Genomic DNA, 13,419 nt, shown 5'->3' with positions numbered 1-13,419 from the left:
AGCGCTCCTCTAATCGGCAGAAACCTTTTAAACATCATGGAAATCATCCGGTTAATCAAGCAGGAATGATCGGAAAAGGCTTTACAGACGAGAATGATAATGATTATTATTGCCATGCATTCGCGGGATGTCGCATGACAGCCTGAGAAAGCACGACATTGCTCACATTGCTTCCAGTATTTTTAGCCAGCCGCGAGCTGGCTTTTTTTTGGCTGCTCTCCTTCAGTGCTTTTCAGCCACTGCCTATTCCTTATTCAACTATTTTGAACAGAGGAGTGAAGTTTTTCAGCTATCAATCTGACCCCCTCAGGAACACACTACAAAAAACATTGAGGAGATTTGAACATGATCTATGTACGTAAAGCTGAAGAACGCGGTCACGCAAACCATGGCTGGCTGGATAGCTGGCACACTTTCTCTTTTGCCAGCTACTACGACGCCAACTTTATGGGCTTCTCCGCGCTGCGGGTCATCAACGAAGATGTGATCGATGGCGGTCAGGGGTTTGGTACTCATCCCCATAAAGATATGGAGATCCTGACCTACGTACTCTCCGGTACGGTTGAGCATCAGGACAGCATGGGTAACAAAGAGCAGATCCCGGCGGGTGAGTTCCAGATTATGAGCGCCGGCACCGGCGTGCGTCACTCCGAGTACAACGCCAGCGAAAGCGAACCGCTGCACCTTTATCAGATCTGGATCATGCCTGAGCGCAACGGCATCGAGCCGCGCTATGACCAGCGCCGCTTCCCGGATGTGCAGGGTCGCCAGCTGGTGCTCAGCCCGGACGCGCGTGACGGATCGCTGAAGGTCTATCAGGATATGACGCTGTCGCGCTGGGTGCTGTCAGCCGGTGAACAGGATAACGTCGCGATTGAGACGGGCCGCCGGATCTGGATCCAGGTCGTGAAAGGGGACGTGACCGTTAACGGTCATCCGGTCACCACCAGCGACGCGCTGGCTATCTGGGACGAAAGCGCGCTGACTCTCGAAGCCAGCTCCGCAGCAGAAGTTCTGCTGTTTGATTTGCCACCGGTTTAAGCCGATGACGGGCGCGCCTTGTCGCGCCCGGTTGGCAATGTTGTGACAAAAAAGTGATAGACTCATCGTACTTTAGCTTTCAGGGCGATCTCAGGCGCTACGATGAAGAAGAAAAGACCGGTATTACAGGACGTTGCCGATCGCGTCGGCATTACAAAAATGACCGTCAGCCGCTACCTGCGCAATCCTGAGCAGGTCTCCGTTGCCCTGCGGGATAAGATCGCGGTGGCGCTGGATGAGCTGGGCTACATCCCCAATCGCGCCCCCGATATGCTTTCTAACGCCACCAGCCGCGCCATCGGCGTGCTGCTGCCCTCTCTCACCAACCAGGTGTTTGCCGACGTGCTGCGCGGCATCGAAGCCGTCACTGACGAAGCCAACTATCAGACCCTGGTCGCCCACTTTGGCTACAACCCGCAAAAGGAGGAGCTGCAGCTGCGCTCGCTGCTGGGCTGGAACATTGATGGCGTCATCCTCACCGAACGTACCCATACGCCGGGCACGCTGCGGATGCTGGAGGTGGCCGGGATTCCGGTGATTGAGGTGATGGACAGCGTGACGCCCTGTCTGGATATGGCCGTGGGCTTTGACAACGTCGAGGCCGCGCGGCAGATGACGCGGGCCATCCTCGGCAAAGGTCATCGCTACACGGTCTACCTCGGCGCGCGTCTGGATGAACGTACGCTGCAGAAGCAGCGCGGATATGAAATCGCGATGCGCGAAGCGGGACTGACGCCACGCAGCGTGATGATGGAGGATGCCTCCTCCTTCAGTGCCGGTGGCGATCTGCTGCGAGAGGCGCAGCGTCTCTATCCTGAAACGGACAGCCTGTTCTGTACCAATGACGACCTGGCGGTCGGCGCAATGTTTGAGTGCCAGCGTCAGGGATTACAGGTGCCTTCACAGATGGCGATTGCCGGCTTTCACGGCCATGATATCAGTCAGGTGGTCACGCCACAGCTCGCCACCGTGCTGACGCCGCGCGACCGGATGGGGCGCGAAGCGGCGGCGCTGCTGCTGGCGCGGATCGCCGGTGAGAGCAGCGATAACCGGCTGCGCGATGTCGGCTTTGAGATCAGTGAAGGTGGCAGCATCTGATTGTGATGTTTTTATGAGTCAGCTCACACTTTCACGCTTTTCCCGGTAAAAAGGTTGCCAGGCTGTTAAGCGGCCAGGAGAATGAGAAATGACATTGTTATCGGTAACATTGGCAAATTCTCACCTGCCGGAGCAGAAAATGACTACGCAATCCCCGTCGCATCACGTTTTTATCCTGATGGGCGTTTCAGGCAGCGGAAAGTCTGCCGTCGCCAACCAGGTTTCTCACCAGCTGAACACAGCCTTTCTTGACGGTGATTTTCTCCATCCCCGCGCCAACATCATGAAGATGGCCGATGGTCATCCGCTGGATGACAATGATCGCCAGCCGTGGCTGCAGGCGCTGAACGATGCCGCTTTTGCGATGCAGCGTACTCAGGCGATCTCCGTGATTGTCTGTTCAGCCCTGAAGAAGAGTTATCGCGACATTCTGCGTCAGGGAAATGACAACCTGCGTTTCATCTACCTGAAAGGCGATTTCGACACCATCGAAGCCCGTCTGAAAGCGCGTAAGGGCCACTTCTTTAAGCCGCAGATGCTGGTGACGCAGTTTGCCACGCTGGAAGAGCCGGGCAGCGACGAGCAGGATGTGCTGGTCGTGGATATCACCCATTCACTGGACGAGGTTGTGGCGGCGACAGTTGCGACGATCCGGGACGCAATCAGCCAGGGTTAGAGATGAATACCGCAACACTTGTTCTGACCGCAGCAGGCTCTGTCCTGCTGCTGCTTTTTCTGGTGATGAAGGCGCGTATGCACGCCTTTGTCGCGCTGATGTTAGTCTCCATCGGTGCCGGGCTGTTCTCCGGCATGCCCCTCAATAAAATCGCTGAAACCATGCAGAAGGGGATGGGCGGCACGCTCGGCTTCCTTGCTATCGTGGTGGCGCTGGGCGCGATGTTCGGCAAAATCCTGCATGAAACCGGCGCGGTGGATCAGATCGCTATCCGGATGCTGAAAACCTTTGGGCAGAGCCGTGCGCACTATGCGATGGGCATTGCCGGGTTGATCTGCGCGCTGCCGCTCTTCTTTGAGGTGGCCGTCGTGCTGCTGATCAGCATCGCGTTTGCGGTGGCGCGGCGCACGGGGGGCAATCTGGTGAAGCTGGTCATCCCACTGTTTGCCGGTGTGGCGGCTGCGGCGGCGTTTCTGTTGCCCGGACCGGCCCCGATGCTGCTGGCATCACAGATGCACGCGGACTTTGGCTGGATGATCCTGCTGGGGCTCTGCGCAGCTATCCCCGGTATGCTGATTGCCGGGCCGCTGTTTGGCAACTTCATCGGCAAACATGTCACCTTCAGCGCGCCGCCGGAAGATCATCAACCCGATGTTGATGAGAGCAAGCTGCCGTCGTTTGGCTTCAGCCTCTCACTGATTCTGTTCCCGCTGGTGCTGGTGGGGCTGAAAACCATTGGCGCACGCTTCACGACCGAAGGCACCACGCTGTATGAGTGGCTGGAATTTATCGGCCATCCTTTCACCGCTATTCTGCTGGCGCTGCTGGTGGCGATCTATGGCCTGGCCTATCGTCAGGGCATGGATAAAGAGCGGGTGATGCAGGTATGCGGCAGTGCACTGCAGCCCGCCGGGATTATCCTGCTGGTGATTGGAGCAGGCGGTGTGTTTAAGCAGGTGCTGGTGGACTCTGGCGTGGGTCCGGTACTGGGCAATGCGCTGACCGGCGCGGGCCTGCCGATCGCGCTGGCCTGCTTTATCCTGTCGGGTGCGGTGCGGGTTATTCAGGGATCGGCGACGGTCGCCTGTCTGACCACGGTCGGGCTGATCATGCCGGTGATTGAACCGCTGCACTACAGCGGTGCCCAGCTGGCGGCGCTGTCGATCTGTATCGGCGGGGGATCTATCATTATCAGCCACGTCAACGATGCCGGTTTCTGGCTCTTTGGCCGCTTTACCGGGGCCAGCGAAGCGGAAACGCTGAAGACCTGGACGCTGATGGAGACCATTCTCGGCACTGTGGGGGCGGTCATCGGGATGATTGCTTTTGAATTGCTTTCCTGACCAGTCTGACGGGCTATCTGCCCGTCAGGTTCTTTACCGCGAGCGGGGGAAGATTAAAAAAGGGAACAGCAGATAAGGTGCTACTACCAAAAGGACAATGACGCCGCGTGAATAGCCAGCGTCATTTATTCTTCTCACCCCGCAGGAAAATAGAGGCAAAATAAACAGCAGCAGCGCGATTAAGCCTATTTCATGCTCTGGCCCGGTAAACCATTGCAGATAACTGCAGAACCAGACCAGCTGAAACAGCAGGAAAATAAAATAGCTCGTCCTTTCTTCACGCCCTTCATAGTTAAACGTGCGCAGCAGACAGCTTTTGATCATCTGCGGCAGACTGTTCATGCCCATTTTCTTCTTATCAGAGCAAAAAAAACCAGCGTGATGGCGGCGGCAAGCAAGTAAATCCAGGCAAAATCAGTGACGTCAACTTGCATCAGTTGCACGTCATTTAACGCCGCTTTCTGGCCCGGGACGGATAAAACGGTCAGGCCAGCTAAACAGAGTATATTTGCCAGAAAAAATAGCGACTGAAAGGTTGTTTCTTTAGCCACGGACAGGGTGGCAATTTTTCTGAAACCCCACCAGGCTACCAGATAAACCAGTAGCCAGAGTAACGCGCAGAGTAGCGGGGCAACCAGATAACTGCGCATATCTGTGATCACCCCTGAATGGCCGCTGCTGGCATACTCCAGGACTTCCTGAAGGGAGAGATAACCTGTTATCAGATAGAGCGCGCCAAAGAAAAAGGGTAATAACAACCTCATTGCATTTCCCTCCGGGTTTTCAGCCGCTGCATCAGCTGCGGCAGCTCTTTTCCGGGGTCCACCATCACCAGCTGTTTACTTTTTGCATCGTATTTCGCGGCGGCGGTCGGGTCACCTTTACCGCCCTCCGCCATCACAAAGCGTGCATCTGCACGGCCATAAAGGCCGACATGCGGGAAGGGATCGCTGCCAAAGGCCAGCACGTTTCGGCCAGGCAGGGTATATTCTCTGGTCAAAAATTCCGGGATTTTTTTTGAGTTGACGCCTGAGAAAGGCGTAGTGACAAAGCGGGAACCTGCATAATCGAGAGAAAAGCAGGTACTGCTATCGGCTGCATTTTTCTGTACCAAATCCGCGCCAAACAGGATTTTTAAACGCTGCCAGACCGTCGCGCTGTCGGGTTCTATCTTTGCGCCTTCCAGATAAACATCTTGTTTATGATAAAGTTGGTAAACCATTTTGTGAATCTGCATCATGGAGGCGCCAACACCGTGCCAGTTCGGTGCATCCCTGCTATAAAGCCGCTCAACGATAATAAAGACGCCTGTCCAGGCATAATTTTCGATACTACCCGCCATAGCAATCTCTTTTTTACAACATTACATTAATATTATTGTTCATTTCAATGTCGTAACTTTGTGATAAACAGGCTGAATTGATGTGGCTGCATGCTTGTCAGTTCAAAAGGACAAAGGTGCGCTTATAACTTCAGATAGGCCCGGATGCCGTCCAGGAACATCTGGGTTGCCAGCATAATCAGTATCAAGCCCATCAGACGTTCCAGCGCATTCACACCCTTATCGCCCAGCAGACGCAGGAACAGACCTGACATCAGCAGAATAGCGACCGTTACGCCCCAGGCGATCAGCAGCGCGCCCACCAGATGCGACATCTGATTCGGATACTGATGCGACAGCAGCATCAGCGTTGCCAGCAGCGACGGCCCGGCGACCAGCGGAATCGCCAGCGGCACCAGGAAAGGCTCTTCACCCGCCGGTAAGCCAGAACTGCTGCTTTCGGCCGAGGGGAAAATCATCTTGATGGCGATCAGAAACAGGATGATGCCGCCGGAAATCGACACCGTTTCGGTGCGCAGATTCAGAAACGCCAGGATGCGTTCACCGGTAAACAGGAACAGCAGCATGATAATCAGGGCGATCAGCATTTCGCGGATCAGCACTACTCGCCGCCGTTTCGGCTCCAGATGCTTTAAAACCGACATAAAAATCGGCAGATTGCCCAGCGGATCCATAATTAACAACAATAATATTGTCGCTGAAATCATTTCAGTCATCGGTCTGGCACCCAGTTGTTCGCGAAAAAGCGGGGTTATTAGTTACACTGCTGAAAAAGTTAGCGTAATCGAATTAATTCACTTGCTACCCGCTCTGCATTTTGTAGAGTGAGCAGAGACAGGTAACTCTTATTATTACGCAGAGCGGCGTGAAAATAGCATGCCGCTCTCTCCTCTGAAATGAAAAGCAGGTGTAAAACTGCCTGAGACGGACACGACATGAAGAATGTAGGTTTTGTTGGTTGGCGCGGTATGGTCGGCTCTGTGCTGATGTCCCGCATGAGCGAAGAGCGCGATTTTGATGCAATCAATCCGGTCTTCTTCTCAACGTCGCAGCACGGTCAGGCGGCTCCCGCCTTTGCCGGTAAGCAGCAGGGCACCCTGCAGGATGCATTTGATATCGAGGCACTGCGTGCACTGGATATCATTATTACCTGCCAGGGTGGCGACTACACCAGCGACGTTTACCCAAAACTGCGCGAAAGCGGCTGGCAGGGCTACTGGATTGATGCGGCCTCCACGCTGCGCATGAAAGAAGACGCTATTATCATCCTGGACCCGGTCAACCATGCTGTGATCCGCCAGGGCATCGACCAGGGCATCAGGACCTTTGTCGGCGGGAACTGCACCGTCAGCCTGATGCTGATGTCGCTGGGTGGCCTGTTTGCGCATAACCTGGTGGAGTGGGCCTCGGTCGCCACCTATCAGGCCGCTTCTGGCGGCGGCGCGCGCCACATGCGCGAACTGCTGACCCAGATGGGCATGCTGCACGACCACGTTGCGCCTGCGCTGCAGAATCCGGCTTCCGCCATTCTTGATATCGAGCGTAGCGTCACCGACTTCACCCGTTCCGGCACGCTGCCGACCGATAACTTCGGTGTGCCGCTGGCTGGCAGCCTGATCCCGTGGATCGACAAACAGCTGGAGAATGGCCAGAGCCGCGAAGAGTGGAAAGGTCAGGCGGAGACTAACAAGATCCTCGCCACCACCGACATCATCCCGGTTGACGGATTATGCGTGCGCGTCGGCGCGTTGCGCTGCCACAGCCAGGCCTTCACGCTGAAACTGAAACGTGACCTGCCGCTGGCGGAAATTGAACAGCTGCTGGCGTCACACAATGAGTGGGTCAAAGTAGTGCCGAATGACCGTGAGCTGACCATGCGTGAGCTGACACCCGCCGCCGTCACCGGCACGCTGACCACGCCGGTTGGCCGCTTGCGCAAACTGAATATGGGGCCGGAATATCTCTCCGCCTTCACGGTGGGCGACCAGCTGTTGTGGGGCGCAGCCGAACCGTTACGTCGTATGCTGCGGTTGTTAATCGACTGAGTTAAATTTCTTCAAGGGCCGGATTTATCCGGCCTTTTTTGTCTTTACCGTATGCGAAATAACCTGCCGTTTCGCTTACTCAGTGATCGGCTTCCGTTTTTTGCCGATCGACAAAGAATATTTTGCTTAAGTCCATGGCAACTGCCGGGACCAAGCTATGATTTAACCATGATGTGCCACAGGTAACGCTTTTGCTTTTTGGACTAAATGTTGTGGTACACGGCAAAACCCTTTTCCATGGAATGGCCTGACTCCTTTTGCCGTCGTACGTATGGCTCAATGAAGAGCAGCGCAGATGAAGCGCCACAGGCTATGTTGCGTTCATTTCGGCTGCCAATTATCACAGGAAGAAAGTCATGTCAGAGCTTCCCGATCGCGAGGCGATCAATGCCCTGTTTGCGGGTAATTATGCTGACCCTTTTTCGTTACTAGGGATGCACCGAACTCAGCAGGGCCTTGAAGTCAGGGCGCTGCTCCCCGAAGCGCTCGAAGTTTGGGTCATTGAAACCTCTACCGGGCGCAAACTGGCTCAGCTGGCGTGTGAAGATGCGCGCGGCTTCTTCAGTGGCGTCATTCCACGCCGTAAAAATCCGTTCCGCTATCAGCTGGCGGTCAACTGGCACGGCCAGCAGAACCTGGTGGACGACGCCTATCGTTTCGGCCCGCTGCTGCAGGAGATGGACCTGTGGCTGCTGGCGGAAGGTACGCATCTGCGTCCTTATGAAACACTGGGCGCACATGGCGACGTGATCGATGGCGTCACCGGCACCCGTTTCTGCGTCTGGGCACCCAACGCCCGTCGCGTCTCGGTGGTCGGCGACTTCAACTTCTGGGATGGCCGCCGTCATCCGATGCGTCTGCGTCAGGAGCTGGGGATCTGGGAACTCTTTGTGCCGGGTGCCGTCAACGGCCAGCTCTACAAATATGAAATTATCGATGCGAATGGCGAACTGCGTATCAAGGCGGACCCCTATGCGTTCGAAGCGCAGATGCGTCCGGAGAGCGCATCGATGATCTGCGGCCTGCCAGAGCCGGTTGAGATGAAAGAGGAGCGTAAAGCCGCCAATGGTTTTGACGCGCCCATTTCCATCTATGAAGTGCACCTCGGCTCCTGGCGTCGTCACACCGACAACAACTTCTGGCTGAGCTACAAAGAGCTGGCTGAACAGCTGGTGCCCTACGTTAAAGAGATGGGCTTTACCCATATCGAACTGCTGCCCATCAACGAACATCCGTTTGACGGCAGCTGGGGCTATCAGCCGCTGGGCATGTATGCGCCGACCCGCCGCTTCGGCACCCGTGATGAGTTCCGCGCTTTTATCGACAGCGCCCACGAAGCGGGCCTGAACGTGCTGCTCGACTGGGTGCCAGGCCATTTCCCCAGCGATGACTTTGGTCTGGCGCGGTTTGATGGCACCCAGCTCTATGAGCATAGCGATCCGCGCGAAGGGTTCCATCAGGACTGGAATACCCTGATCTACAACTTTGGCCGCCGGGAAGTGAGCAACTACCTGTCAGGCAATGCACTTTACTGGACAGAACGCTTTGGGATCGATGGCCTGCGCGTGGATGCGGTGGCGTCGATGATCTATCGCGACTACAGCCGCAACGAAGGCGAATGGGTGCCGAACCAGTATGGTGGCCGCGAGAATCTTGAGGCGATCGAATTCCTGCGCTACACCAACCGCACGCTCGGCACCGTGGCACCCGGTTCGGTCACGATGGCGGAGGAGTCAACCGACTACCCTGGCGTGACGCGTCCCACCGAGGGCGGCGGGCTGGGCTTCTGGTTCAAATGGAATCTGGGCTGGATGCACGACACCCTCGACTACATGCAGGTCGATCCCATCTACCGCAAGCACCATCACAACCTGATGAGCTTCGGCATGATGTACAACTACACCGAAAACTTTGTGCTACCGCTGTCGCATGACGAAGTGGTGCACGGCAAGCGTTCGATTCTCGATCGGATGCCGGGCGACGCCTGGCAGAAATTCGCCAACCTGCGCGCCTATTACGGCTGGATGTGGGGCTTCCCCGGCAAGAAACTGCTGTTTATGGGCAACGAATTTGCGCAGGGCCGCGAATGGAACCATGACGTCAGCCTGGACTGGCATCTGCTGGAAGGCGATGACAACTGGCATCACGGTGTTCAGCGTCTGGTGCGCGACCTCAACCACACCTATCAGCACTACACGCCGCTGCATCAGCTCGACTTCGATCCGGCAGGCTTTGAGTGGCTGGTCGTGGATGATGCGGAGCACTCGGTCTTCGCCTTTGTGCGCCGTGACCGTGAAGGTAACGAAATCATTGTGATCAGTAACTTTACGCCGGTGCCGCGTCCGGGCTATCGCCTTGGCGTAAACCAGCCTGGCTACTGGCGTGAAGTGCTGAACACCGATCAGCATGAGTATCACGGCAGCGATGTGCGCATTCACCGGGTGCATACCGATGAGCAGCACAGCCACGGGCGACCACAGTCGCTGAGCCTTAATCTGCCGCCGCTGGCAACGGTCTGGCTGGTGCGGGAGGCGGAATGATCATCACTGCCGGCGATCCCGAACCGCTGGGTGCCAGTTACGATGGCAAAGGCGTTAACTTCACCCTCTTTTCCCAGCACGCCGGGCGCGTAGAGCTCTGCCTGTTTGATGAAGAGGGCGCAGAAGTGCGCTTTGACCTGCCTGGCCGCAGTGGGGATATCTGGCATGGATACATTCCGGCACTCAAGCCCGGACAACGCTACGGCTATCGGGTGCATGGCCCCTGGGCACCGGCGCAGGGGCACCGCTTTAATCCGGCGAAGCTGCTGGTCGATCCCTGCGCTCGCGCGGTTGAGGGCGATGTACCGGACGATCCGCTGTTTTATGGCGGCGACACGCAGCCCGACCCGCATGACAATGCGGCGATTGCGCCGAAGTCACGGGTCGTTGCGGAAGACTTTGACTGGCAGGACGATGTCGCGCCACGCATCCCGTGGGGCAATACGATTATCTATGAGGCCCACGTTCGCGGTCTGACGCTGCTGCATCCGGAAATTCCGGAAACGCTGCGCGGGACTTACGCGGCGCTGGGTCATCCTGTTATGGTGGATTACCTGCGTCAGCTCGGGATTACCACCCTGGAGCTGCTGCCGGTGGCGCATTTCGCCAGCGAACCGCGGCTGCTGCAGCTCGGCCTCAGCAACTACTGGGGTTACAACCCCTTTGCGCTCTGGGCCGTTGACCCCCGTTACGGCTCCGGCCAGCCGGGGGTAACGCCGTTGCAGGAGTTTCAGCAGGCGGTGAAAAACCTGCACGCTGCGGGCATCGAAGTGGTGCTGGATGTGGTGTTTAACCACACCGCCGAACTGGATGAGATTGGCCCGACCCTCTCCATGCGGGGCATTGATAACGCCAGCTACTACTGGCTGGATGAGCAGGGCGGTTATCAGAACTGGACCGGCTGCGGCAACACGCTGAACATCCACCATCCGCAGGTGATGGCGTGGACGTTAGAGGCGCTGCGCTACTGGGTCAGGGTCTGCCATGTCGACGGTTTCCGCTTCGACCTGGCCCCGGTACTGGGCCGCACACCTGATTACCAGCGCGATGCGCCCTTTTTTGCCGCGATTCGCGCCTGTCCGCTGCTCTCTCAGGTCAAGCTGATAGCCGAACCCTGGGACATCGGTCCTGACGGCTATCAGGCAGGCCGTTTTCCGCCGCCGTTTGCCGAATGGAACGATCAGTTTCGTGACACCGCACGTCGTTACTGGTTGCACGGCGCATTAAGTAACGGCGAGTTTGCCCGCCGCTTTGCTGCCTCAAGCGATCTCTACCAGCACGATGACCGGGCGCCGCACGCGACGGTTAACCTGATTACCGCCCATGACGGTTTTACGCTCTGGGACGTGGTGAGCTTCGAACGCAAACACAACGAAGCGAACGGGGAAGATAACCGCGATGGTCACGGCGATAACTACAGCCATAACCACGGCAAAGAGGGGCTGAACGTCACGTATGACGTGGTTGAGCGGCGTCGCCGCAGCGTGCGGGCATTGCTGACCACGCTGCTGCTGTCGCAGGGCACACCCATGCTGCTGGCGGGCGACGAACGTGGCCATACGCAGCGTGGCAATAACAACGCCTACTGTCAGGACAACGCCCTGAGCTGGCTTGACTGGCGGGCGGATGAGAAGGGATTAGTCGGATTTACCGCCGCACTGATTCGTCTGCGTCAGCGCATTCCGGCGCTGACCGCAGACCGCTGGTGGCAGGACGGTGACGGCAATGTGCAGTGGCTCAATGCCGGTGGCCAGCCACTGCAACACGATGAATGGGCGCAGGGGATGCACAGATTGCAGATCCTGCTGTCCGGCCGCTGGTTAATAACAATAAACGCCACGGATAAGGTGAATGACATCGTGTTACCAGACGGAGAATGGCGTGCCCTTCCTCCTTTCGCCGGGGACGACAACCCCATCCTGCTAACTGTCTGGCATGGTCCCGCACACGGCGTGTGCGTGTTCCAAAAGCAATCATAAGGAGTCAGACATGGTTAAGTTAGATAGAACAGATCACCTGATGCTGGCTCGCCAGCTCCCTACACAGACGGTTGCTCTGATCCTCGCCGGCGGACGCGGCACACGACTGGTCGATTTAACGGCCAAGCGTGCCAAACCGGCGGTGCATTTCGGCGGCAAATTCCGCATTATCGACTTTGCCCTCTCCAACTGCGTCAACTCCGGTATCCGACGGATTGGCGTGATTACGCAATATCAGTCTCACACCCTGACTCAGCATATCCAGCGCGGCTGGTCGATCTTCAACGAAGAGATGAATGAATTTGTCGATTTGCTGCCAGCGCAGCAGCGTTTTTCGACCGAACAGTGGTATCGCGGCACGGCAGATGCGGTGACGCAAAACCTTGATGTGATTCGCCGCTATCAGGCGCAGTACATCGTGATCCTCGCCGGGGACCACATTTATAAGATGGATTACTCCCGCATGCTGCTGGACCATGTGGTGAACGAGGCGAAATGTACCATCGCCTGTCTGCCCGTACCGGTGCATGAAGCCACCGCCTTTGGCGTGATGGCGGTGGATGAAGAGAACATGGTGATCGACTTCGTGGAAAAACCCGCGAAGCCGCCCACCATGCCAGGTGATGACACGCAGTCGCTCGCCAGCATGGGGATCTACGTGTTCAACGCGGATTATCTCTATGAACTGCTGGAAGAGGATCTGCAGACGCCAGGCTCCAACCACGATTTCGGCAAAGATATCCTGCCGAAAATCGTAGCCAGCGGTGAAGGCTACGCGCACTCCTTTGCGCTCTCCTGCGTGCAGAATGATGACAACGCGCCGCCTTACTGGCGCGATGTCGGCACGCTGGAAGCCTACTGGCGCGCCAATCTCGACCTGGCCTCTGTGATGCCAGAGCTCGATATGTATGACGTTACCTGGCCGATCCGTACCCATATGGAGCCGCTGCCGCCCGCCAAATTTGTTCAGGATCGTTCCGGCAGTCACGGGATGACCATGAATTCGCTGGTGTCGGGTGGCTGCATCATCTCCGGGTCGGTGGTGGTCAATTCTGTCCTGTTCCCCCGGGTTCGCGTGAACTCATTTTGCAATATTGATTCAACCGTACTGCTGCCTGATGTGGTTGTTGGCCGTTCCTGTCGTCTGCGTCGCTGCGTGATCGATCGCGCCTGCGAGTTGCCGGAAGGCATGGTCATTGGCGAAAACCCTGATGAAGACAGTCGTCGGTTTCACCGTTCGGATGAAGGAATCGTGCTGGTTACCCGCGCCATGCTGGCCAGACTGGCCAAAGCGGGGCTGTAAGCGATAAGCGGAACTTACGCAATCGGCACGCGGAGCGTGCCGGATAACTTAA

General features: G+C 56.9%; 12 protein-coding genes. 8 read left to right on the top strand and 4 right to left on the bottom strand.

The window, feature by feature from the left end:
- The first annotated feature begins 345 nt into the window (after positions 1-345).
- From ACNY69_RS18585 to gntU, 4 genes are all read left to right on the top strand, one after another.
- Positions 346-1,041 (top strand): pirin family protein, encoded by a 696-nt coding sequence (locus ACNY69_RS18585; protein ID WP_111140394.1) that lies wholly within the window; start codon positions 346-348, stop codon positions 1,039-1,041.
- 102 nt (positions 1,042-1,143) lie between these two features.
- Positions 1,144-2,139 carry a gluconate operon transcriptional repressor GntR gene (gene gntR, locus ACNY69_RS18580; protein ID WP_111140393.1) on the top strand — a complete coding sequence of 332 codons (996 nt, stop codon included), beginning with the start codon at positions 1,144-1,146 and terminating at the stop codon, positions 2,137-2,139.
- 139 nt (positions 2,140-2,278) lie between these two features.
- Positions 2,279-2,815, top strand: coding sequence for a gluconokinase (gene gntK, locus ACNY69_RS18575; protein ID WP_111140392.1), 537 nt, complete (start codon positions 2,279-2,281; stop codon positions 2,813-2,815).
- Between the two features lie 2 nt (positions 2,816-2,817).
- A complete protein-coding gene (gene gntU, locus ACNY69_RS18570; protein ID WP_111140391.1) occupies positions 2,818-4,158 on the top strand; it encodes a gluconate transporter in 1,341 nt (446 codons plus the stop codon).
- A 33-nt stretch (positions 4,159-4,191) separates the two neighbouring features.
- Here the strand turns inward: gntU and ACNY69_RS18565 are convergent, their stop codons facing one another.
- The 4 genes from ACNY69_RS18565 to ACNY69_RS18550 form a co-directional block, all read right to left on the bottom strand.
- Positions 4,192-4,500, bottom strand: a complete 309-nt coding sequence (locus ACNY69_RS18565) for a DUF805 domain-containing protein (protein ID WP_233498989.1) — start codon at positions 4,498-4,500, stop codon at positions 4,192-4,194.
- Positions 4,497-4,922 (bottom strand): hypothetical protein, encoded by a 426-nt coding sequence (locus ACNY69_RS18560; RefSeq protein WP_111140389.1) that lies wholly within the window; start codon positions 4,920-4,922, stop codon positions 4,497-4,499. The genes ACNY69_RS18565 and ACNY69_RS18560 overlap by 4 nt, the downstream gene beginning before the upstream one ends.
- Positions 4,919-5,500 (bottom strand): hypothetical protein, encoded by a 582-nt coding sequence (locus tag ACNY69_RS18555; RefSeq protein ID WP_418799474.1) that lies wholly within the window; start codon positions 5,498-5,500, stop codon positions 4,919-4,921. The genes ACNY69_RS18560 and ACNY69_RS18555 overlap by 4 nt, the downstream gene beginning before the upstream one ends.
- Positions 5,501-5,622: 122 nt before the next feature.
- A complete protein-coding gene (locus ACNY69_RS18550) occupies positions 5,623-6,216 on the bottom strand; it encodes a YhgN family NAAT transporter (protein ID WP_111140387.1) in 594 nt (197 codons plus the stop codon).
- 219 nt (positions 6,217-6,435) lie between these two features.
- Here ACNY69_RS18550 and asd point away from each other — a divergent pair, with 219 nt between their 5' ends.
- From asd to glgC, 4 genes are all read left to right on the top strand, one after another.
- Complete coding sequence (gene asd, locus ACNY69_RS18545; RefSeq protein WP_293773325.1) at positions 6,436-7,545, top strand: aspartate-semialdehyde dehydrogenase; 1,110 nt, start codon at positions 6,436-6,438, stop codon at positions 7,543-7,545.
- A gap of 356 nt (positions 7,546-7,901) precedes the next feature.
- On the top strand, positions 7,902-10,085 hold the full coding sequence (gene glgB, locus ACNY69_RS18540) for a 1,4-alpha-glucan branching enzyme (protein ID WP_111140385.1): 2,184 nt from the start codon (positions 7,902-7,904) through the stop codon (positions 10,083-10,085).
- Positions 10,082-12,064 (top strand): glycogen debranching protein GlgX, encoded by a 1,983-nt coding sequence (glgX, locus tag ACNY69_RS18535; protein ID WP_293773329.1) that lies wholly within the window; start codon positions 10,082-10,084, stop codon positions 12,062-12,064. The genes glgB and glgX overlap by 4 nt, the downstream gene beginning before the upstream one ends.
- Positions 12,065-12,074: 10 nt before the next feature.
- On the top strand, positions 12,075-13,367 hold the full coding sequence (glgC, locus tag ACNY69_RS18530) for a glucose-1-phosphate adenylyltransferase (RefSeq protein WP_111140383.1): 1,293 nt from the start codon (positions 12,075-12,077) through the stop codon (positions 13,365-13,367).
- The last annotated feature ends 52 nt before the right edge of the window (positions 13,368-13,419 follow it).

The organism is Pantoea graminicola (assembly GCF_048452665.1).
Lineage (GTDB): Bacteria > Pseudomonadota > Gammaproteobacteria > Enterobacterales > Enterobacteriaceae > Pantoea.
The sequence above is the reverse complement of the archived record's forward strand: the minus strand, read 5'-3'. Positions and strand labels throughout refer to the sequence as shown.

Bases quoted from the DNA above. Each gene is read 5' to 3' on its own strand.
- ACNY69_RS18585 (WP_111140394.1), top strand. From the start codon at position 346: ATGATCTATGTACGTAAAGCTGAAGAACGCGGTCACGCAAACCATGGC.
- gntR (WP_111140393.1), top strand. From the start codon at position 1,144: ATGAAGAAGAAAAGACCGGTATTACAGGACGTTGCCGATCGCGTCGGC.
- gntK (WP_111140392.1), top strand. From the start codon at position 2,279: ATGACTACGCAATCCCCGTCGCATCACGTTTTTATCCTGATGGGCGTT.
- gntU (WP_111140391.1), top strand. From the start codon at position 2,818: ATGAATACCGCAACACTTGTTCTGACCGCAGCAGGCTCTGTCCTGCTG.
- ACNY69_RS18565 (WP_233498989.1), bottom strand. From the start codon at position 4,500: ATGAACAGTCTGCCGCAGATGATCAAAAGCTGTCTGCTGCGCACGTTT.
- ACNY69_RS18560 (WP_111140389.1), bottom strand. From the start codon at position 4,922: ATGAGGTTGTTATTACCCTTTTTCTTTGGCGCGCTCTATCTGATAACA.
- ACNY69_RS18555 (WP_418799474.1), bottom strand. From the start codon at position 5,500: ATGGCGGGTAGTATCGAAAATTATGCCTGGACAGGCGTCTTTATTATC.
- ACNY69_RS18550 (WP_111140387.1), bottom strand. From the start codon at position 6,216: ATGACTGAAATGATTTCAGCGACAATATTATTGTTGTTAATTATGGAT.
- asd (WP_293773325.1), top strand. From the start codon at position 6,436: ATGAAGAATGTAGGTTTTGTTGGTTGGCGCGGTATGGTCGGCTCTGTG.
- glgB (WP_111140385.1), top strand. From the start codon at position 7,902: ATGTCAGAGCTTCCCGATCGCGAGGCGATCAATGCCCTGTTTGCGGGT.
- glgX (WP_293773329.1), top strand. From the start codon at position 10,082: ATGATCATCACTGCCGGCGATCCCGAACCGCTGGGTGCCAGTTACGAT.
- glgC (WP_111140383.1), top strand. From the start codon at position 12,075: ATGGTTAAGTTAGATAGAACAGATCACCTGATGCTGGCTCGCCAGCTC.